The sequence below is a fragment of the Cellvibrio sp. 25HG11W-0 genome (assembly GCF_057815475.1).
Window position 1 is genome coordinate 3466173 of the sequence record NZ_CM174230.1, and the last position, 22003, is coordinate 3488175.

At 47.9% G+C, this 22003-nt stretch carries 19 protein-coding genes and 1 riboswitch; of the genes, 5 read left to right on the plus strand and 14 right to left on the minus strand.

Annotated elements, in window-relative coordinates:
• Window positions 1-10: 10 nt before the first annotated feature.
• Complete coding sequence (locus AC0KUT_RS14495) at window positions 11-778, minus strand: ABC transporter substrate-binding protein (RefSeq protein WP_488831002.1); 768 nt, start codon at window positions 776-778, stop codon at window positions 11-13.
• A 235-nt stretch (window positions 779-1013) separates the two neighbouring features.
• The gene (locus tag AC0KUT_RS14500) at window positions 1014-1925 is read right to left on the minus strand and encodes an ROK family protein (RefSeq protein ID WP_488831003.1); all 912 of its coding nucleotides are present in this window, start codon (window positions 1923-1925) and stop codon (window positions 1014-1016) included.
• A gap of 150 nt (window positions 1926-2075) precedes the next feature.
• Between AC0KUT_RS14500 and AC0KUT_RS14505 the strand changes: the two genes are divergently transcribed.
• From AC0KUT_RS14505 to AC0KUT_RS14515, 3 genes are all read left to right on the plus strand, one after another.
• Entirely contained in the window at window positions 2076-2462 is a 387-nt protein-coding gene (locus AC0KUT_RS14505; RefSeq protein ID WP_488831005.1) for a PilZ domain-containing protein, read from the plus strand.
• 143 nt (window positions 2463-2605) lie between these two features.
• Window positions 2606-2983 carry a PilZ domain-containing protein gene (locus tag AC0KUT_RS14510; RefSeq protein WP_488831006.1) on the plus strand — a complete coding sequence of 126 codons (378 nt, stop codon included), beginning with the start codon at window positions 2606-2608 and terminating at the stop codon, window positions 2981-2983.
• A gap of 78 nt (window positions 2984-3061) precedes the next feature.
• Window positions 3062-3946: a hypothetical protein gene (locus AC0KUT_RS14515; RefSeq protein ID WP_488831008.1), complete on the plus strand. Its 885-nt coding sequence runs from the start codon at window positions 3062-3064 to the stop codon at window positions 3944-3946.
• Window positions 3947-3973: 27 nt separating this feature from the next.
• Here AC0KUT_RS14515 and radA read toward each other — a convergent pair whose 3' ends face one another.
• From radA to nhaD, 12 genes are all read right to left on the minus strand, one after another.
• A complete protein-coding gene (radA, locus tag AC0KUT_RS14520; RefSeq protein ID WP_488831009.1) occupies window positions 3974-5344 on the minus strand; it encodes a DNA repair protein RadA in 1371 nt (456 codons plus the stop codon).
• Between the two features lie 94 nt (window positions 5345-5438).
• On the minus strand, window positions 5439-6359 hold the full coding sequence (locus AC0KUT_RS14525) for a PDC sensor domain-containing protein (RefSeq protein WP_488831011.1): 921 nt from the start codon (window positions 6357-6359) through the stop codon (window positions 5439-5441).
• A 222-nt stretch (window positions 6360-6581) separates the two neighbouring features.
• A complete protein-coding gene (locus AC0KUT_RS14530) occupies window positions 6582-8945 on the minus strand; it encodes a hypothetical protein (protein ID WP_488831012.1) in 2364 nt (787 codons plus the stop codon).
• Between the two features lie 157 nt (window positions 8946-9102).
• Window positions 9103-11001, minus strand: coding sequence for a DNA topoisomerase IV subunit B (gene parE / locus AC0KUT_RS14535; RefSeq protein WP_488831013.1), 1899 nt, complete (start codon window positions 10999-11001; stop codon window positions 9103-9105).
• A 42-nt stretch (window positions 11002-11043) separates the two neighbouring features.
• The gene (locus AC0KUT_RS14540) at window positions 11044-11622 is read right to left on the minus strand and encodes a YqiA/YcfP family alpha/beta fold hydrolase (RefSeq protein ID WP_488831014.1); all 579 of its coding nucleotides are present in this window, start codon (window positions 11620-11622) and stop codon (window positions 11044-11046) included.
• A 3-nt stretch (window positions 11623-11625) separates the two neighbouring features.
• On the minus strand, window positions 11626-12408 hold the full coding sequence (gene cpdA / locus AC0KUT_RS14545) for a 3',5'-cyclic-AMP phosphodiesterase (RefSeq protein WP_488831015.1): 783 nt from the start codon (window positions 12406-12408) through the stop codon (window positions 11626-11628).
• Between the two features lie 376 nt (window positions 12409-12784).
• On the minus strand, window positions 12785-13273 hold the full coding sequence (locus tag AC0KUT_RS14550; protein ID WP_488831017.1) for a DUF1249 domain-containing protein: 489 nt from the start codon (window positions 13271-13273) through the stop codon (window positions 12785-12787).
• 130 nt (window positions 13274-13403) lie between these two features.
• Complete coding sequence (locus AC0KUT_RS14555) at window positions 13404-14030, minus strand: NUDIX domain-containing protein (protein ID WP_488831018.1); 627 nt, start codon at window positions 14028-14030, stop codon at window positions 13404-13406.
• A gap of 85 nt (window positions 14031-14115) precedes the next feature.
• Window positions 14116-16026, minus strand: a complete 1911-nt coding sequence (gene thiC / locus AC0KUT_RS14560) for a phosphomethylpyrimidine synthase ThiC (RefSeq protein ID WP_488831019.1) — start codon at window positions 16024-16026, stop codon at window positions 14116-14118.
• A 36-nt stretch (window positions 16027-16062) separates the two neighbouring features.
• On the minus strand, window positions 16063-16881 hold the full coding sequence (thiD, locus tag AC0KUT_RS14565) for a bifunctional hydroxymethylpyrimidine kinase/phosphomethylpyrimidine kinase (protein ID WP_488831021.1): 819 nt from the start codon (window positions 16879-16881) through the stop codon (window positions 16063-16065).
• Between the two features lie 56 nt (window positions 16882-16937).
• A riboswitch (TPP riboswitch) is annotated at window positions 16938-17038 on the minus strand.
• A 137-nt stretch (window positions 17039-17175) separates the two neighbouring features.
• Entirely contained in the window at window positions 17176-18429 is a 1254-nt protein-coding gene (locus tag AC0KUT_RS14570; RefSeq protein ID WP_488831022.1) for a cation:proton antiporter, read from the minus strand.
• A 161-nt stretch (window positions 18430-18590) separates the two neighbouring features.
• Entirely contained in the window at window positions 18591-19847 is a 1257-nt protein-coding gene (gene nhaD / locus AC0KUT_RS14575) for a sodium:proton antiporter NhaD (protein WP_488831024.1), read from the minus strand.
• A gap of 484 nt (window positions 19848-20331) precedes the next feature.
• On the opposite strand from nhaD, the gene AC0KUT_RS14580 reads away from it, so the two are divergent.
• A complete protein-coding gene (locus AC0KUT_RS14580; RefSeq protein WP_488831025.1) occupies window positions 20332-20487 on the plus strand; it encodes a hypothetical protein in 156 nt (51 codons plus the stop codon).
• A gap of 123 nt (window positions 20488-20610) precedes the next feature.
• Entirely contained in the window at window positions 20611-21966 is a 1356-nt protein-coding gene (locus tag AC0KUT_RS14585; protein ID WP_488831026.1) for a TolC family outer membrane protein, read from the plus strand.
• Window positions 21967-22003 lie beyond the last annotated feature (37 nt).

The window sequence follows — 22003 nt, forward strand, 5'->3', positions numbered from 1 at the left end:
GCCGCCATGATTAGCGTTGCGGGTGATGCAATTTGAGTTCATTTTTTAACGCGAGAGCGACCTCTTCAACGGCAGTTGCAGCGCAGCCCGACAACCCTGACGGCAAACGAACAATCTTAAAGTGATCCTGCCGCAACAGGGGATGAGCTAAATATTCACGCGCGAGGGAATAGGCACTGGCATTGCTCTCTTCAATTATGATGAATTGCGGCTTAGCACTTATAAGCAATTCTAAATCCAGCGGAGCAAAACCCTGAATGCCGCGCTCTGCGGCAAGGTTGCGCAGCCCAGCGCGCTGCATAAGTTCGTGCTCTAGGGTGCCGCCACCTATCACCACGCCATTGGATGAATACCAAAATGCCGTAGGCGCAATATCGGCTTTGGGCACTGCATCTAAGATTTCTAGCTGATGATTAATATTCTGAATCAACTGCTCAGCTTGCGGCTCTGCACCAACTAACTGCGTCAGCGACCGAATTTGTGCGGGAATATCATCCAATGTACGCGGAAGAGCTAGGCGCTCAACACGCGCACCCAAACGCCGCAAGAGATCAACCGCGTCGGCAGAATCAAACTCACCTGCAAGTACAATATCGGGCTTGAGTGGAACTATTTCCTCGGCTAAGCCGTGATTGAGTGACAAATGCCGCTGTGCAATAAGCGGGGCAACCTGAGCCGCAATGGGTGACCACATAGGATCGGCGGTAAGGTAACTAAATGAGACTAGCCGATTGTGTGGCAAGAGCTGCCAGAGCAATTGATCAAGACAGATATTCACTGAAGCTATGCGCCTCGGCGAACTTACCCGCGACAATTCCTTTGTGTGGGCCGGCGCAGATGAGTCTCTTATCTTTGCATCAATGCTCACATAAGTACTGGGAGCGGCAACGACAAGATTGACACCCAACAACAGCAGTAGTCCAAGTAACACCTTCAAGCACTTGGGCACTTGGTATCGCCACCTAAAATATGAGCGCCATGTGCGGCGCTCAGTACTAATAAAGCACACAGAATTAAACAAGCGGGTTCAACCAAGCTGCACCGCGCACGCCGCTGGAGTCGCCATGCATAGCCTGTACTACTGGGGTATCGCATTCGCCGCCGAACACATATTGAGGCAAGAGTTGCGGCAACTGTTGATAAATCGCTTCAATATTAGAGGCGCCGCCACCCAATACTATGACGTCAGGGTCGAGTAGATTAATAACCGCACCCAAGCCACGCGCCAACTGATCTAAATACTCCGTTAGCACTTGCTGCGCAGCTGCCTCGCCCGCACTGGCCTTCGCCGCTATCTCATGGCCTTTTAATGAAACCCCAGTAGCAAGCTTGTAGGACAAACACAAACCTGTGCCCGAAAGAAAGGTTTCCTGGCAACCTTGCTTGCCGCAATAACAAGGGCGTTCTTGCAACTGCGCGGAAGGCGTCCACGGCAGCGGGCTGTGGCCCCACTCGCCTGCCACACCATTAGGCCCAACAAGGGGCTCGGCGTTGTAGGTAATACCAGCGCCACAGCCAGTACCTAAAATACCGGCAAACACTAAGCCGTAGCCGCGCCCTGCACCGTCGGTAGCCTCAGATACGGCTAAACAGTTAGCATCATTGGTGACCTTAATGGCACGCCCCAAATGGGCCGAGAGATCAGCCTGAAAGGGTTTGCCATTTAACCAAGTAGAATTAGCATTTTTGATCCAACCCGTTTTACGGGAAATAGTACCCGGAATGCCAATACCCACCGGTAAATTTTGAAGGCCCGCCGCAGCCTCCGCTTGCGCCACCAAGCCAGCTATAGCGCTCAAGGTTGCCGCATAATCGTCGCGCACAGTGGGAATACGGGTGCGAAACAACTCCTGGCTTGCACCATTCAACAGAATGACTTCGGTTTTAGTGCCCCCTAAATCAATACCAATACGAAAATCTGTCATATCAATGCGTCCGCGAATCAAAAATATGGGGATTATAGTTTTGCCACTACAGCTGAGGCAAATCGGTAATTTAAGCGGGTTAATTCTGGCGATTCAGTGGGTTGCATCTACACTCAGAGCAGATCGACGTAAAAACTAATCGAGTGAGTCATGAGTAAGAGCGACAATCAGCAACACCTCAACGAACGCCGCAAGTTCAGCCGCATTCTCTTTGATGCACAAGTTGAATTAGCTCAGGGCGATATTCACTGGCGCGCCAGCTTACTGGATATTTCGCTTAAAGGTTTGTTATTGCAGCATAAATTACCAGCGGACATAGCGCGCGACAAACCCATATTGGTAAAAGTACTCCTAGCTGACAACACCAGCATTGCCATGTCAGTGCTCACTTCACACCAGCATTTAGATCAAGTGGGTTTTATCTGCACATCCATCGATATAGATAGTGTTTGTCACCTTAGACGCTTAATTGAATTAAACCTGGGCGATGCCAATGCCGCCGAGCGTGAGCTTTCGGATCTCATGAGTGATTTATAATTGACCCATTTTAGATGTTGTAAGTGCAGAGCAATAGATATTGTTATTTCCTGAATGTCAGCAGCAGTAGTCGTCAAGGAGCGATATAGCAGTGGCGCTCAAACAATTTCGCAGCAACCTGCTCAACACCAGAGAGACTAAAAATGAACAAACCCTCAACTTACATTCAAGAGGATGTAACACTTCAGGAAGACAAGCGTCAGTCTGCACGTTTTCCCTTGCGGGCCTACGCAGAAATACAATACTCAACCAAAAGCTGGAATGCACACGTGCTCGACCTGTCTGTTACAGGAGCACGCTTAGCGCTGTTAGACGAACATCTGTTACGCAAAGACGACAATCTGCGTGTACATATTTTACTAGATGATATCGAACTAAATAGCGACAAAAAACAACTTCACCTACATGGCACCCTCGTACATGTACGTGAACATATCGTAGGCTACAAATTTCAACCCGACACACCTGCTGACAAGGAATTGCTGGAGCAGCTCATTCTTTTTCTTTCTGTTCCGACTTAATGAACTGCTCGTAAATAGCTCTAGCTGCAAAAAAAGACGCTAGACTATTGACTCTTTCACCTTTCAAGCTGAAGCGTCATGCATAAATTATTTTTCCTTTTTGGCTTATTGTTGTCGCTCATGCCATCCAGTGCGCCAGCGCAATCAAGCACTCATCTCACCTTGCCTAAACCCGGCAGCCTAGAGCCACTCGAAACCAGCCGCTATTTTGAACAGCTATTACTGCTCGCCCTGACGAAAACAGCGCAACCCAACGAACAAATTACATTGGACTACTTTCCCATTTTTGCTGCCCGCGAGCGTTTGCGCACACATATAGCCAAAGGCGATTTAGATATACTTTGGAGTAGCAGCAGCCCTGCGCGCGAGGAATATTTATTGGCAATTAAATTTAATTTAATGAAAAGCGTGAATGAATATAGACGCTTGCTTATACGCGCAGAAGACACTAGACGATTCGATCAAGTCGATAATTTACCCGCTTTGCGGAAATTTAGAATTGGGACAGGCACTCATTGGAGCGATACACAAGTTTATAGCTTTAATGCAATGAACCCAGTTACCAGCTTCAACTATGAATCCATGTTTAAAATGCTTGCGATTAAACGCTTTGACTATATGGCGCGCAGCCTACAAGAAGTCACGCTGGAATACGAAAAACATAAAGACCTTGGATTGATCATTGATCAAGGAATACTGCTGCACTATCCACAGCCAATCTATTTTTTCATCAAAAAAAACAAACGCGAATTGGCGGAGCGTATCCTAGATGGGCTAAAAATGGCACAAGCCGATGGCAGCTTTGATACATTATTTTTTAGCACTCCAAGCCTTAAAGAAGCCTGGGAAGAATTACACAAATCACACTATCGCTTAATAGAGCTGCAATTACCGCCAGAAATGAGCGATAGCCTCAAAGAAGAATCCAGCTCGCTATCAACAACATCTCTCGGCAGCACCTAACCTTCAGGCAAACACTGCACCTAACAACTAAAGGGCATCCAGTGCTTCTTGTAAGTTTTTGACGGCAACGACTTCTATTCCTATGTTTTTTTCGCGCGGAGCATTGGCATAGGGCACTATGGCGCGCTTGAAACCATGCTTAGCCGCTTCGCGTAAGCGCTCATGGCCGCTGGGCACTGGGCGAATTTCACCGCTCAAACCCACCTCACCAAATACAATTAAATCCTGCGGTAAAATACGGTCGCGAAAACTAGAGACTATCGCCAGCAATACGGCTAAATCCGCACTGGTTTCCATTACGCGCACACCGCCGACCACATTCACAAACACATCCTGATCGCCCACCATAATGCCCCCATGTCTATGCAATACGGCGAGCAGCATCGACAACCTATTTTGATCCATACCTACAGCCACACGGCGCGGGTTGCCTAAATGGCTATCGTCAACCAAGGCTTGAATTTCAATCAGGAGTGGACGCGTCCCCTCCCACATTACCATGACAACTGAGCCGGAAGCTGGCTCTTCCGCGCGCTGCAAAAAAATTGCAGAGGGATTGTTCACTTCGCGCATGCCTTGTTCCGTCATAGCGAAAACGCCCAATTCATTTACCGCACCAAAACGATTTTTATTACCGCGCAGGGTGCGAAAGCGTGAATCGTTGTCGCCTTCTAGTAAAATCGAACAATCGATCATGTGCTCCAATACTTTTGGGCCAGCCAATGACCCATCTTTGGTGACATGTCCCACCAAAATTAATACTGTGCCGGTTTGCTTGGCGAAGCGCGTGAGGTAAGCAGCGCTTTCACGCACTTGCGAAACAGAGCCAGGAGCCGAGGATATATCCTCCATGTGCATAACCTGAATAGAATCTATCACCATAATTTTGGGCGATACTTTTTGCGCAGTTGCACAAATGCTCTCCACACTGGTTTCGCTGAGCATCTGTAATTTGTCAGTAGGCAAACCCAAGCGCTGCGCACGCATTGCAACCTGTTGTAGCGACTCCTCGCCAGTAATATAAAGTGCAGGGATATTACAGGCTAAATTGCATAAAATTTGCAGCAGTATGGTCGACTTTCCGGCACCGGGGTTACCGCCAATTAACACCACCGACCCAGGTACAAAACCACCACCCAGCACACGATCTAACTCGCCCATACCACTGCTAAAGCGCGGCAAATCATTGAGTGAAATTTCAGCCAGTGTTTGCACCTGCGTCGCACCTGCACCACCCGCATAGCCATCAAACTTGGCGGAGCGATTTGCCGGTGTAGGCCCAAGGCGCACCTCCGCTAAACTATTCCATACGCCGCACTCAGTGCACTGCCCCTGCCATTTTTTATAATCGGCGCCACAGTCATTGCAAACAAATGCACTTTTAGTTTTGATACTCATGTAATTCCTTGTGACTCAAATAATATTTGTTCGCAAAACAATGGATCAACAAAACTTGCAGCCAAAAATATCGACTGTAAAGAGGGCCTTGGGCTTACTTCTTTTCACTTGTCAATTTCAAATAAGCACCCAAACCAACTAAAAGCGCTACTGCCGCAAACAACATAAAGACTGCCGAATTTAAATGGGTTGCATCACCGAGTAGCGATTTAAACATGAGCAGCAGCGACTCAATGGAAACAGCAATAACAATCGCAGACATGAAACGACTGATGGTGCGGCGTGTTGAGCCTGTGTGATGGATATCTTTATGCAGTAGCACCTCCTCTTCCAAAATCGTTTTACCCAAATCAAAAATAGCGAGGCCTAAGGTAACTAAGATGACCGATTGGAACGCTTGGGTGGCGGTTTTCGTGTGTTCCAAAAACATATCAAAAAGCGACTGTCCCGCCGCAAACAACAAGAGCGCGGAAACAATAACCAACATTACCCCGATAATGCCATAAACAACCTGAAAGAAAGGGTGCACTAAGCTGCGTAAACTATCGCCATTTAAAAATGCGATAAGTTTTTCGAGGTTGACGTTAAGTACTAAATAACGCAAACCACCTGCACTGGAATTAAAACGGTGCACACCTGAAATCGCAAGCTGATGAGTGGCGCTGGAAAGATAGGGCTGAGTGACGGTAACGGTTTTAAAGTTATCGCGTGCAGCTGTGTAATAAACGCGATTACTGCGATCCGAACCTAAACCTGGCTCGCGTCGCTTAGAGTCTGCCACCTTAGGGGCAGCCGCCGATTCAGTCGTTTGGGTGCCCTGCTCATCAACACAGTAAAGTAACTCCACAAAGGGGTAAGACTGATGCAAACGATTAATCGCAGAGGCTAGTTGCTCGCTCGAATCTTCCAGCTTAGTGGGTGCCTGAGCGGTGATAATAGATTCCAGAAGCCGCTCGATTTGCGGTTGGTATTCATCATATTTTTTAAGTAGATAAAGGTAATTGCGTGGAGTCATTAGAGGCGCTCAATCGTTAACCGTTGATATTAGGGTACTTGTTTAGGGCATGATTGCTAAAAAAACGCTGTAGTACAAGGTTTAATAACAGGGTATTTTTTTGTGGTGAAATTTCCCTCACATCGACGCTAATAAAAAAGATCAATATAAAAACAAAGCGCACTAAATGAAAAATCCCAGCTAGGCTGGGATTTTAAATGGATCACTAAATAAACGTGGTAATTAGGGTGCCATCACGTTTTCCGGCGCGGCAGCACCAATTACAGGCTTGCCTTTATAGAGAATAAAAGTCGCTACCTGAGTTTGCAGTTCTGCTGTGACCTGCGGTGCACCACCTTCAGGGCGCAGTAACGAGGTGTGACCCCCAGCATTCATACGCACTAAACCTACCCCCATTAGCTCACCACCTGCGCCTAAAGGTTTGGCGCCCATTAGGCGAGCGAGCGCCTCTGTACCAGCGAGGGGCGCACGTGGGGTTGAGTTGACAATAACTTGGTCATCTTTAATTTGCTGCGCCAATACGGGAACACCTAGCTGCCCTAAGGTCTGCGCAAAACTGACCACATCACCTGAATCTAACATGGATTGAGCGGCATAAACGAAGCGCTCGTAATTAGCCGTACCCGCCATCACACCACTCGCCGCCAACCCTGCATCAATACTAGGGCCAAAGGTAGGTGAGTTAATCATGATTTGGCTGACTTGAGCACCGCTAGACGCGAGCACCAAACCACGCAAAGGCGTCAAAACCGGCGTCATCCCCAACTTCATCTCATTGGCAATAGCGACCTGATTCGCCGTAGTGAAAACACCGCCTAATATACCGCCCAAAGATACTCCGACGACATAGACATTATTGGTATCCACGCTGACAGCAAAGTTCTGGGCTAATTCAGCTTTAAGGTTGCCAAGGCTAGCGCTGAGATTTAAGAAATCTACAACTGCCTCGCGATTGTTATCGCGCATATTGGCCATGTAACCCAAATTAGTAAACTGGGTTCCCGAGCCATCATTCGCACCCGGATTAGCGAAATTCATCGGTGCGGGAGCACCCGCAGCACCCGCCACATTGAAGTGACGTTCATGAGGCGCCATATCACCGTAAATGGCTGCATAGTGAATCAGCTGACTTTTCTCTACATTTAATACGGGTGCAAATAGATTGTTAGCCGCTACGCCATGGAGCGGTAAATCAATGGCGACTGTTGCTATACACTGACTCGCAAGTGTATGCATAAGTGCCACACCTGAAGAGCGCTCACTGGTTATACCATGTACGTAAATAACCAAGGGGTAACCCGTCGCAGCATAAATTTGACTGCAGTTTGCAGAACCCGCATAACCCGGCACCCAAGATGGCAACGGCAAAGTAACCTGTAGAGGCACAATTTCATCGGCTGTTTTTGCGGCAAAGGGGAATCTGTAGGTCAGGTTATAACTGCCGTCAACATCCTTAGGGAGAGTAACCTCCAAAAGGCTCGCTAGCGCTACATCTGGTTTCCAGTTTTTGGTGAGAAACTTACCAAACTCCAGCCCCGCGGGCGTGGTTTGATAGTAGGGCAAGCTGATAGCTCCGGTGTATAGCTTACCTACATTACCCGCTAGCAAACCTTGCGTTAGCTCAGTGAAGTCTATGCCCGTCATAGGCGACACTTTCAGGCTGCGCGCCTTTGGCGATGGCAACGCACCTGCAGCATCCAACTGCAAGGCGGCACCAACAGCAACTGCTGGCGCTGCACCTGCAGCGATTTGCAAGCCAGCAACAGCGGCACGTGGTGAAGCCATTGCCACCAAGGGTGTCAGTGGATCTGTCGTGGTGAAAGTATAAGTAAGCAGTAGCTTCTCTTTAGCGACTGGAGCTGAAACTTGACCAGCAGTGGCAGCCGCAATAAACCCGCTCGCCAAAGCTTCCCAACCTATCAGGGCGTTGCGCACGGGAAGCAAAGTATCAAAAGCAGCATAACTAGGATCACGTAGAGCGTTATAAGTCCAAGAACGCGTTAACGCCTTACCCGATGTATCCTTCAAGTCATCCGTAAGAAACACGAGGTATTTGGTTTTAGCTTTTAAGGGTACCAAGGGGCGCAGACGCACGGCATTGTTCGTGCCACCATCCAGCGAAACTACTTTTACATCAAAGTTCGCAGGGCCGACCAAGCCAATAATATTGGCGGGATTGAGCGCATCTTTCCCACCTGTATTCACTTCAACTAAAAATACACTTTTGAGCGGAATGGCAGTCGCAGGGTCCACACTGCCACTGATCATCACATCAAAATAAGCTGTGGTCGAAAAACCATCCATAACATTGAGCGCGGAGCGCACCGCATCTGTCGCTGCGCCTACATCAGCGGTGCCATCAGTAGCGGCCGCTTTAGCAAAAATAAAATCGGTATTAAAAGGTAAATCTGAAATGATGGGGTCAAAGCGCGGCGCGGTTCCCTCAACAAAGGCGTCAGGTCCTGTGGGCGTAGGCGGTGTCTGAGTGTCGCCGCTGCTGCCACCACAGCCATATAAGCTAAGAGTGGCAGAGACAACGGCAGTCATAAGTGCTGACTTCAGGAACAAATTGATATTATTTTTCATGGGAATTCCCTGAGCGATTTGAAGGGTAGCTAATTGAAAATTAACAGTATTCAGTCTAGCCAGTTTTTGCCAAGGTGCGAGCCTCGGCGCCAGCTAATTCATGAAATTTACGGATTGCGATCGGCGCTTCAGTCTCCGTCAAAACAAAAAACATTCGCTAAACCGCTATTTCTGCCAAATTACCTTTCAATTCTAGCCATTGTTTACGATCAGCTGCGCGTTTTTTATTCAACATCATATCCATAACTTGCATAGTATCGTCATCAACATTGGTGTCGTCGATGGTGAGCTGCACCAAACGACGCGTATCGCGCGCCATGGTGGTTTCGCGCAATTGCAGCGGGTTCATTTCACCCAAGCCTTTAAAGCGCTGTACATTGGGTTTACCTTTTTTATTTTCTGCGGCGATGCGATTGAGTATGCCGTTTTTCTCGCCCTCATCGAGCGCGTAGTAAACTTCTTTACCCAAATCGATACGATAGAGCGGCGGCATAGCGACATAGATATAACCGTGGCGCACCAGTATCGGAAAATGTTTTACAAATAGCGCACAGAGCAAGGTCGCAATATGCAAACCGTCAGAGTCAGCATCGGCGAGAATACAAATTTTATGATAGCGCAGCTCACTTAAGTCTTCACTGCCTGGGTCCATACCTATAGCAACAGAGATATCGTGCACCTCTTGGCTGGCTAATATTTCTGAGGAGTCTACCTCCCAGGTATTTAGAATTTTTCCGCGCAGGGGCATTATCGCTTGGTATTCGCGGTCGCGCGCCTGTTTGGCGGAGCCGCCTGCCGAGTCCCCTTCCACCAAAAATAATTCACTCAAGGCTGGTTCGCCACTGGAGCAGTCGGCCAATTTACCGGGCAAAGCTGGGCCTTGAGTGATTTTTTTACGCGCAACTTTTTTGCTGGAACGCACTCGCTTTTGCGCATTATTAATGCAGACTTCGGCGAGCTTATCGCCCTCTTCCGTATGCTGATTGAGCCAGAGCGCAAACGCATCCTTAGCAATGCCCGAGACAAAGGCCGCCGCTTCGCGGGAGGTTAAACGCTCTTTGGTTTGACCAGAAAACTGCGGATCGTGATGCTTATAAGATAGAACAAAGCAGCAGTTATTCCACAGATCTTCAGGTGCCAGCTTGATTCCTCGCGGGATCAAACTGCGAAACTCACAATAGTCACGTATGGCATCCAAAAGCCCAGTACGCAAACCATTAACGTGGGTACCACCCTGCGCCGTGGGAATTAAGTTAACGTAGCTTTCCTGTATCAGCTCACCGCCTTCAGGTAGCCATTGCACAGCCCAAGTTACCGTTTCAGTAGTGCCGCTAAAATCGCCAACAAATGGTTGTTCGGGCAATGTTTCCCACTCGTGGGTAGCGCCGGCAAGATAATCTTTTAAGCCATCTTCGTAATACCATTCATCTTTATCGCCCGTTTGCTCATCCAAAAAGGTGACGCTCAAACCTGGGCAAAGTACAGCCTTGGCACGCAACACATGACGCATGCGTGTGACAGAAAATTTGGGTGAATCAAAATAACTAGGGTTAGGCAAAAAGCGCACACTGGTACCCGTTTGACGCTTGGGGCAACTATCTATAACTTCCAGATCGCTCGCTTTATCGCCATTGGCGAAGCCCATGCGATAAACATTGCCATCGCGCTTGATAGTCACTTCCAACATTTGCGAGAGCGCATTTACAACTGACACGCCCACACCGTGTAGGCCACCGGAGAATTGATAATTTTTATTGGAAAACTTGCCGCCAGCATGAAGCGTACAAAGAATGACTTCTACGCCCGGCTTGCCCTGTTCAGGATGAATATCCACCGGCATACCGCGCCCATCATCTGTCACAGTAACCGACTGATCTTTGTGTAATATCACTTCGATTGATTTAGCGTGCCCCGCCAGCGCCTCATCCACCGAGTTATCGATGATTTCCTGCGCTAGATGATTGGGGCGAGTTGTTTCGGTATACATACCCGGGCGTTTTTTAACCGGATCCAAACCTGTAAGTACTTCAATATCTTCTGCAGAATAATTAGCCATAATTAACAATGCGCAACTCGTTAAGATGAAAAGAAGGTCTGATTAACTCTTGTGTTCTAGCCAGCTAATCAATTGTTTTATGTGCAGTTCAAACCCCTGAAAGGCGTGATCGCCTCCAGTCTCAATAGTTTGTTTAGAATTTTTATAGCGCTCTTTAGCGCGACGATAATCGAGCACCTCATCGCCTGTTTGCGCCAACAGCCAGTAATTCTCTGGATGCAGTATGGGCGCATTTACGGCGATTAGCTCATCTATATGATGTGACTGCAAACGGAAGACATGATCCGTGTGATAGCTCTTGAGGTCAACCTCCAAATACTGGGGCATAAACTCATAGGGTGCGACCGAAGGATTAATGAGCACTGCGCGCAAATTATACTTCTCTGCCAACCAAGTCGCCCAGTAGCCGCCCAGTGAGCTTCCCATGAGGTACACAGGATCGGACCTCAAGGACTCCACTAGATCCTCTAATATGCGTTGTGTTTCTGCAGGGTAAGGCGGTAATTGCGGACAATAATAAGCAATATCAGGGCGATACTGCCTTAGCCAAACGTGTATTTGCTGGGCCTTGTAGGAATGAGGAGAGCTGAGAAAACCGTGAATATAAATCAGTGCAGCCAAGAACTAATACCCTGCTGACTTATAATCAATCACATAGTGTTTACCGGTAACACGTTCAATGCCCGTTGCAAAACTGCCATCATCATTCAGCTCAAACCAGCGATAACCTGGCATAAGCGTATCTACCGTAAAGTCGTCACAATGAGGTTTAAATTGCACACAAGTAGAAGGAGCAGCCAAAAGTGCTACGCCCTTGCGCTCAGCGCCGAACGCTTGATGCACGTGGCCCCAACTAATGACTTTAACTTGAGGATGACTGTCAGTGATTTGAAAGAGTGCATCAGCATTGCGTACAGTGTATTGATCAATCCACGCACTGCCCACCACCACGGGCTGATGATGTAGGCATACCATGAAATGATTTTCGGGATGGGTGCGCAAGATGTGCGCAAGATAATCCAATTCGCTCGCTGCCAGCTGTCCGTGTACATGACCCGGCACACTGGAATCCAACATCACAATCAACCAATTGCCCACACTTAATAAACGCTGCTCAGCACCTAACTGTTGATGTAGCGTGAGCATTATTTCAGCGGAGTCATGATTACCTGGCAGCCAGGCGAGCGGTTGCTGAAAGTAGCGACGCAGACTTTGTACAAAGCGCTCATAGCATGCGGCATGCCCAGCACTGGCTATATCCCCAGTACACAGCAAGGCATCAAAGTGAGATTCCTTGCGTGCAATTAACTGCAGCACATCTTCTAAACTTTGGTCAGTGTTTAAACCTAGCAGCGCTTCGCTTTGCTCTGGTCCAAGATGGCAATCAGTAATTTGTATCAGACGCACAGGCTGTTATTGTCCCTTAGATAATCAGGTTGGCATTCTGGTTAAAAGTGAAGCAATATTGCCTCACCGAATTATGAACGCTTAAGCGTCAAAGCTAATACCAACGATATACGCTAATGCCACTTTTCGCTAGCTGATTGACACCAGAAACTAGGGTTTCATTGCACATCCAAAGTAAAAAACCGTAAAAATGTGCGCTACTCACACTTTAGTCTCTAGCAGTTTGAATCTTGTCGATGTTTTTTACAGCAATGACTGATCATGACCACCATTGAAGACTTTCACAAAAAAGCAGGATAGGATTTTCTTGTTAGTAGAATCAGACACCGTAAGAAAATAAAAAGCGCACAGTAATTTAATACAAACCTGTCCACCATTACATAGATGTTAGGTTGTTAGGGCTATGCCCCTCTTCAAGACAAAGCCTTAGCCACTCACCCAAAAACTGATTGAGCTGGTGCTTTTCATCACGCTGATACATTGCTTGATTTGGATAGTCGTAACGAGCCCGTAAACGCTTATGTCCCTCCCATGCCAACACCTCTACTAATTTTGCATCTTTGTATAAGCGCAAGGTGAGTTTAGGCATCGCCAACCAATTAGGTTGTTCCTGCAAAGATACCTGGCTGAGCTGTAAGGTAGTGGTGTAAGGCGAGCGCTCAGTTATACGCAGAAGATGCAACCATTGTTGAGAGCCGCGACTGGTCATAAATCGGCACTCATCCCCTTGCAAATGTAACAGCAATTTATTGAGACGCAGATAATTCGCTTCACACTCTGCCATTTGCAAGGGCAAATTTACCTTATATCGCTCGCGAAAGGTTTGAGTTTGAACAGGCAGTGGCGTAAGGCGCAAAGTGAACATAAGCGTTGACTTAACCCATGTTAAAAAGCATGAGGAATATTAAAAAGACTGAATAGCGCAATAAATAATTACTGCGCAAATGAAGTGTTAGCCAGAGACAGCTCTAAGTCAATCCCCCGTGCTAATTATTCTAAGTGGGTGATGCCGCTTGCTGCTGAAGGCGAGCACGATTAAGTTGCAGCCACTGCAGACAAATTAGCGCCGCGGCATTATTAAAGGCACCCCCATATAAATTCTCTAAAACGTCTTTGGCGGGCATAAGATGAACGCGAATATCTTCGCCCTCTTCTTGCAAGCCGAATACACCACCGGCATGCGATAAATCGCACAAACCACAGTACAAATGCAGTTTTTCATCGCAACCACCAGGACTGGATAGATAGTTACAAATATATTCCATGTGATAAGGCCGCAGGTCCGCCTCCTCGATAAGCTCTCGATAAGCAACATCGCTAGGCGATTCACCTTCCTCCAGCATTCCGGCTACCACTTCATAGCACCAAGGGCCATTGGGTTCGTTAAGTGCCCCTATGCGAAATTGTTCGACCAATGCAATGAGGTCTAACACGGGATCGTAAATAACAACCGCGACAGCTTCACCGCGCACAAATAATTCGCGGCCAATTTCCTGCCCCCAGGAACCATCAAATAATTTATGCCGCAAAAATATTTTTTCCACGCGAAAAAAGCGCTTGTACATTTCTTCGCGGCGAACGATTTCAACATCCACTGCCGTGTAATCTGGTTTTTTAATCACTTTTACACCTTCAAAATGCAAGAGGGCTGACTTATTGCCAGCCCTCCAGTCAATTTATATCCTGTAATACAGTTTATGATGCAGCTTATACCTTATGATACAGCTCCGACCCTTTCGCCAAAAACTCTTGCGACTTCTGTTTCATTTCAGCTTCTACATCGATCATACGGATAACGTCGTCATCGCCAATAGCGGTGATATCAGTGCCATTTTTTGCCGCGTACTCACGTACTTCCTGGGAGATTTTCATCGAGCAAAACTTAGGCCCACACATAGAGCAAAAATGCGCTACTTTAGCTGACTCTTTCGGCAGAGTTTCATCGTGGTACGAGCGCGCGGTGTCTGGATCTAAACCCAAGTTAAATTGATCCTCCCAGCGGAATTCAAAACGCGCTTTAGACAAAGCATTATCGCGTAATTGCGCACCAGGATGACCTTTGGCCAAGTCAGCAGCATGAGCTGCAATTTTGTAAGTGATGATGCCGTATTTAACATCATCTTTATTCGGCAAGCCCAAATGCTCTTTAGGGGTTACGTAGCAGAGCATAGCGCAACCGAACCAGCCAATCATGGCGGCACCAATCCCCGAGGTAATATGGTCGTAACCTGGGGCTATATCTGTGGTCAATGGACCAAGGGTGTAGAAAGGTGCTTCGTCGCAAACTTCTAACTGCTTTTCCATGTTTTCTTTAATCATGTGCATAGGCACATGACCTGGGCCTTCAATCATGCATTGCACATCGTGTTTCCATGCAATTTTGGTCAACTCACCTAAGGTTTCCAATTCACCAAATTGTGCTTCGTCGTTGGCATCAGCGATTGAGCCAGGACGCAGGCCATCGCCCAAAGAAAAGCTCACATCGTAGGCTTTCATAATGGCGCAAATTTCGTCGAAGTTCGTATAGAGAAAGTTTTCTTTGTGATGCGCAAGACACCACTTGGCCATAATCGAACCACCGCGCGAAACAATGCCGGTAACGCGTTTGGCTGTGAGCGGTACATAGCGCAACAATACGCCGGCATGGATGGTGAAATAATCTACGCCTTGCTCTGCTTGTTCAATTAGCGTATCGCGAAAAATTTCCCACGTAAGATTTTCCGCAACGCCGTCTACTTTTTCCAACGCTTGATAAATGGGGACTGTACCAATGGGCACATGGGAGTTGCGAATAATCCACTCGCGGGTTTCATGAATATTTTTGCCGGTAGACAAATCCATCACGGTATCCGCACCCCAGCGTGCACCCCAGGTCAACTTCTCTACTTCTTCTTCGATAGAAGAACCTAAAGCAGAGTTGCCGATATTGCCGTTAATTTTCACGAGGAAATTGCGGCCAATAATCATCGGCTCAACTTCCGGGTGATTAATATTAAGCGGAATTATCGCGCGGCCACGGGCCACTTCATCGCGCACAAATTCAGGGGTAATTTCCGCAGGAATACTTGCGCCAAAACTCTCGCCTTTGTGTTGCTGATCCGCAATACCCAACTCGCGGGCCTGCGCCATCGCCATATTTTCGCGTATCGCGATGTATTCCATTTCTGGCGTGATAATGCCTTTTTTGGCGTAGTGCATTTGCGACACATTCATGCCTGGTTTGGCGCGGCGTGCCTTGCGCGTCAAATTGAAACGCAAGTGCGCTAATTTTGGATCATTCATACGCTCGGTAGTAAATACCGAGTCGCTGTCTTCAATCACTTCGGAGTCATTGCGCTCTTCAATCCACGCGGTACGCAACGCGTTTAAACCTGTGCGTAAATCAATTTTCACATTGGGATCTGTGTAAGGGCCAGAGGTATCGTAAACACGTACCGGTGGATTCTTTTCACCGCCAAATTCAGTTCCTGTGTCCGCCAGCGTGATTTCGCGCATAGGCACTTGAATATCAGGGCGCGAACCCTGCACATAAATTTTGCGTGAGCCGGTAAATGGCTGTACCGAAGCCTGATCCACTTGAGCGCTTTCGCTCAGAATTTTTTCTACGCTGGTGTTCATGGGTTTTCCCCTAAAGTTTACTGACAATAAAAACGATTAATAAAAAGAATGAAAATGATGCACAGGCCCTGCGCCCGTACCTATATGCAATTGTGCTGACGCCGCCAAAGCGCCCTGCAAATAATTTTTTGCGGCCTGTACCGCAGCCTGCAGCGTCATACCTTGTGCCAGCCCCGCCGCTATTGCAGATGCCAAGGTACAACCGGTGCCGTGGGTATTGCGCGTCGCTAACCATGGGGCACTAAACGCAAAGCAACCCTCGGGTGTAACTAACAGATCCGTTGCCTCCTGAGCTTCACTATGGCCGCCCTTCATAAGCACCGCCCTAGCCCCTAAGGCCAATAACTGTTCACCTTGACGCTGCATTTGCGCTACATCTTGCGCGACGTGAGTTTGGAGCAGGACGGCCGCTTCATGCAGGTTTGGCGTAATCACAGTCGCACGCGGAATCAACTGCGCGATCAGGATTTGTATCGCATCTTGTGCAAGTAATCGATCGCCGCTCGTCGCTACCATTACCGGATCGACCACCAAAGGAATCTGCGCGAAATCTTTTAGTGATTCCGTTACAGCAGCAATAATATCTGCCGTGGCAAGCATGCCAGTTTTGATGGCACTGACCCCTATATCGCTCATAACTGAGTGAATTTGCGCCTGCACAAATGAAGGAGCAATTGGCAATACTGCCTGCACACCTTGGGTATTTTGCGCCGTCAGCGAGCTTATGGCGCTACAACCATAAACGCCAAGAGCAGCAAAGGTTTTTAAATCCGCTTGAATACCTGCGCCGCCGCCGCTATCGCTACCGGCAATCGTCAGGGCAATGGGTGTTGTTGATCTAGCTGTGGTCTGCATAGAGTTCCCGCGAAAAAAACAAAGCGCGGAAAAGAGAGGGGGGCAAGTTAATTGCCAGGTGACAAGCTCTCGTTCCCTACGCCGGTACTAACCGGATCAGGTCGGCGGGTATATCTCAGCTCAGCTGAATTATTAGCGAGCACCCCGACAAGAAAGCCTGCAGTCTAGAGAAGTTGCCAAGGGGTGTAAAGGAACCTTTGGCGATATAAAGCGACACCACCGCCCGCTGAGACGCGCGCGTGGTGCCATATTAGAAAGGATATGTTCGCAAGCAAATGCCCATTGTTTGATCTTTTACTGTTTCTTTTGCTGACTCGCCAACAACCCCAGCTTACCCGCAAGCAACGCAGTAGTAGGTGCTTGAATAAGTATCGTACCCAAGATAAAGATGAAAGTAATTGCGCCTACCACATCCATGCCCGGTACTTTCATACCCGCCAATATACCGACCAAAGCCGCAGGAATTACACCAGTTTCACGCGTCCAGCTCATAAACACTAACTCCTGCCAACTCCATGCCGCACGGCGATCGGGAGCTGCGCAAATCAATACGGTAAGTGGGCGCGCAATAAAGATAAACACTACAAGCAATGCCAAACCTACACCGAGGTATTCTTTAAGTAAATGGAAATCAACCTGAGAGCCGAGCAGAATAAAAATGAACATGCGCATTAAGAGCGCCGTGTTACCCACGTAGTCCTCTAAATATTCATGCTCATGTTCGTCCAGTGGCAAACCAAATGAGTCCTTATTGCCAATGATGGCGCCGCAAGTAAATACCGCCATAAACCCTGAGGACTCGAATGCATCTGCCAATAAAAATACCGTGATCACCGCCAGCACTATGACGAAGGGCGTGACGCCTCGAAAAATCCCCAGAGCATTGTGTGCCATAAGCAAGGTTGCGCAGTAGCCGACTATAGCGCCCAACAGCAACCCCATTCCGGCCTCCCATGCCAATTCTTTAAGGGAGTGAGTCAGGCTAAAAGCTTCTGCGGTGCCAGTACTACTGCCCATTACATAGGCAACTACCGCAAAAGTCGCTATAGCGCCCATGGCATCGTTGAGCGCTGACTCGCTCATCACTGTTTGCGCTACGCGATCTTTAATCGGCACCTGCTTAAATATAGGTACGAGAGTTGCTGGATCTGTGGAAGCTGTTAGCGCGCCCAGCACAAGGGCGATCCCCAGAGGAATCCCTAAATAAACGCCTACAAACGATGTGATTGCGCCAGTAATCAACACCCCAAGGGTGGCCATTAAAATCAGGCTGATCCAGATTTCTTTTAAAACAGCAAAACGCAGGGTCGCACCACCCTCAAACAGAAGATAGCAGGCGCCAATCGTGAGGATAAGTTGATTCATCGTAGAGTCTGCCGGAACGCTCAAAAAGCCGCTCACTGCCGGCCCTAAGCCAATCCCAATCAACAGAAATATAACGATGTCCGGCACTTTAATTTTTTTGGCGAACACGCCACCCAAAAGCCCGGTAAAAATAATGATCCCGACATACAGCAGATCAAGCTTGGCAATTTCTAAATGTGACATAGACACCTCTACAATAAAGTTGGCGCATACTGACAGAGCCATAAATTGCCGACATAAATTCGGTGTAAAATCCGCGCACACCAAGGACTTTGCACCAATTAGACGTAAAAAAACCGGGACAAGCCCGGCTTTTTCACTTCAGCACTAGAACAGGCAAGCCCTTAACCAAACACAGCACTCGCTAATACCAAAGTCACCATATAGCCTGCGGTATAGGCAATCAGCACCAAAGGGGTGTAACGCAAGAATGAGCCGAAAGTAAGGCCTTTTACCTTGCTCATGGCAATAATGCCGGCAGCAGAACCAATCGCCAGCAACGAGCCGCCAACACCGACACCATAGGTTAACGCCAACCATTCAGAGATAGGCAATACCGGCTCAGACTTCAGCAAGGCTGCAGTTAGCGGTACGTTATCGATCAAGGCGGAGAACAACCCCATCATATAATTGGCATAAGCCGGCTCTACCTGTACATAGAAGTCAGTCAGTAAATCAAGGGTGCCGATTTCTTTGAGCATGCCCACCAAGAGTAAAATCCCAAGGAAAAACAGCAGGGTTTCATACTCGATTTGACGTACATACTCCAAAATTTTGGTTTCTTCTTTATCCAATTGCATGAAGTGACCAATAAAAAACATCACAGACAAACCCACCAAAAAGGTCAGTACGGGCGGCACATGGAAGAAGAAGTTAAATAGCATGGTGCAGATAATGGTGGTGAAAAAAGTGCCCACAATCGCCCAGTCCATACCGGTAAATTTGCGCGGGTCTTTTTCCGTTGTCACTACGCCACTCACGCCGGGGAACATAAGTGCAGCCAGCACCAACACGCCGCATACGGCGGGTAAAATCAAGGTGAACAATTGCGGCATAGTCACATGGCCGCCGAGGAAAATCATCAGGGTTGTTACATCGCCAGTAATCAACGCCACACCACCAGAGTTAACCGCAAAGACTACCAATACCGCGAGTTTAATACGCGTGCGGTTATCAACGTTAAAAGCCTGCACCAAGCCAAGGGTCACCAAGGTGGCGGTTACGTTGTCACACACCATCGACAACAACATCGCGAAGAGTGCAACTAATACCATCAACATACGCTTGGTCATTTGCGCGGGGCACAAACGCTGCACCACTGTTTGTACAATGCCCTTAGCATTCAAATAGGCGACGAAAGTCATAGTTGCCATCAAAAACAACCAAAGCGTTGCAATTTCCAGCAAGTTTTCATTGAGTTTTTCCAGCATCACATCCTGTTCCATGTGGCCGCCAGAAAACATAAACATCACCAGCCAAGAAAGGCTGCCGAAAAACAATGTGGTTTTAGCTTTGTTGATATGAATAACTTCTTCAAAGACCACACCGAGAAGTGCGAGAAGTGCAAATGTCACCAATACAACTTCTAAAAGAACAGGCATAAAAAACCCTTAATAAGGAAATATAACAGTTAAATTAAGAAGGCAGCTTAAGCTCCGCCCCTGAGCTAGTCAGGGTGACAACATCTATACGTATTAAAACGTACTTAAACCGGTCAAGCTGCAAGCGGGCGCGCATGATAAAAGCCGCACTTAAATGAAGCAATCAAACAATGGAAAAACCATGGATAAAGTCACCCTACTGCCATAATTGAGGCATTTTAGAGTTAAAATCACGCCCAATTCTCGCAACAAAAGTCAAAATGAGCATCTTCCACTCATCACCTGAAGCAAGGCATGAGCAAAAACGATTCCAGCTTTCTCGCAAAATATGAAAAAACATGAATCCATATACAAATTCTGTGCGTCTAAAGTATTCAGTAATGTGCACGCAGATCAACTGAGCATAGGCCAGTTGTGCGCGATTGCGCTTAAAAATCATCCAACCCCTAAACTAATTTAGGTAATTAATAGAAGGAGTTAGCGTGTGAACAAACAGCGAATTAATGACAGCAACAAGCGGCTATCACTTACATTTGTAACTTCTCCCTTTCGGGGTGGCGGTTTACCCTTTTTAACCAGTGATATTGCACAGGATTACTCGACCCCAAGACGGCAAGCGGCTACACTCGACCCAACTTAAATCCGCTCTGCATACCGCTTTTTTCATTCCAGCCGCTCATCGCAGCCGCTGAAGGCTCACTAAAGCAGTCAGACATACACACTTGAATAGCAATTTTTAACTTTTGGACCTTTGGAAACTCTTATGAAAAAGACCAAGCTTTACCTGCTCGTTAGCTTATTCTCTCTAACGCCCTTTACTGCCAGCGCGAACAGCCTGTTAGATATCTACGAACTGGCGCTGCAGAATGACTCGCAATTAAAAGCTGACCAAGCAAATCATGAAGCGGGTTTGCAAAACAAAACCATAGGGCGCGCGGGTCTTTTGCCGCAGATTAATGCCACCGCCAGCTATACCAAAGATGATACCGAGACCAACAACAACATTGGTGCCGACAGCATCACTGACATGACCACAAAAAGCTTAAGTTTGTCGCTGACGCAGCCACTGTTTGATATGTCTGCTTGGTACAACTACCAACAGGGCATCAAATTAAGTGAACAAGCCGAAGCACAATTTGGTGCTGACCAACAAAGCCTTATAGTCCGAGTCGCCACCGCTTACTTTAATGTATTGCGCGCAGTAGAAAGCCTTGAGGCGACTATTGCCGAGCAAAACGCTCTCTCTCATCAACTAGAGCAAACCAAACAGCGCTTTGAGGTCGGCTTGACTGCAATAACAGAAGTGCATGAAGCCCAAGCCGCGTTTGATAGCGCCACCGCGAGTACGCTTGAAGCCCGCGGCAACCTGGGTATTAACTACGAAGCGTTGGAAGTATTAACCGGCAAGCCCGAAGAGCAAATTGCCTCTCTCTCGCCCCAATTTCCTGTTATTTCACCGGCGCCCGCCAACCGCGCTGACTGGGTCGAGTTCTCACTGAAGAACAACTACAACCTCAAGGCCGCCAAATTGCGCGCGGAAGCCTCACATGAAAGTGCTAAAGCGAGTAAATCTGGACACTTGCCCACAGTAGGTGCGTCGTTAGGCTATAGCGACAACACTCGCGATGGCGAACAATTTGGCCCTATAGATCAATCTACCGACGGCACCTCTATTGGCCTGACCCTTAAAGTCCCACTCTACAGTGGTGGCGCAACCTCCGGTCGCGCGCGCCAAGCTTATGCACAATTTACCCAAGCGCAAGAGCTCTACAACAGCACTCAGCGCAGCGTGATTCAAAATACTCGCGGCCTGCATTTGTCAGTTGAAACCGATGTAGCTCGTGTGCAAGCGCGCAAGCAAGCCATTATTTCCAACCAATCAGCTTTGGAAGCAACTCAATCAGGCTATGAGGTGGGAACACGTAACTTGGTGGAAGTACTGTTAGCTCAGCGCAATCTCTACCAAGCGCGTCGCAACTATTCTGATGCGCTCTACGACTATGTGATAGATACCATCAAACTGCGCGAAGTAGCGGGCATGCTCACCCCAGCCAATGTCCAAGAGATTGATAAGTGGCTGCTCGATAGCGCCATGGTCAATCGCAGTAAATATGAATAAGCGGTAACCCGCGCCGCGAAAGCGGCAGATTTCAAAC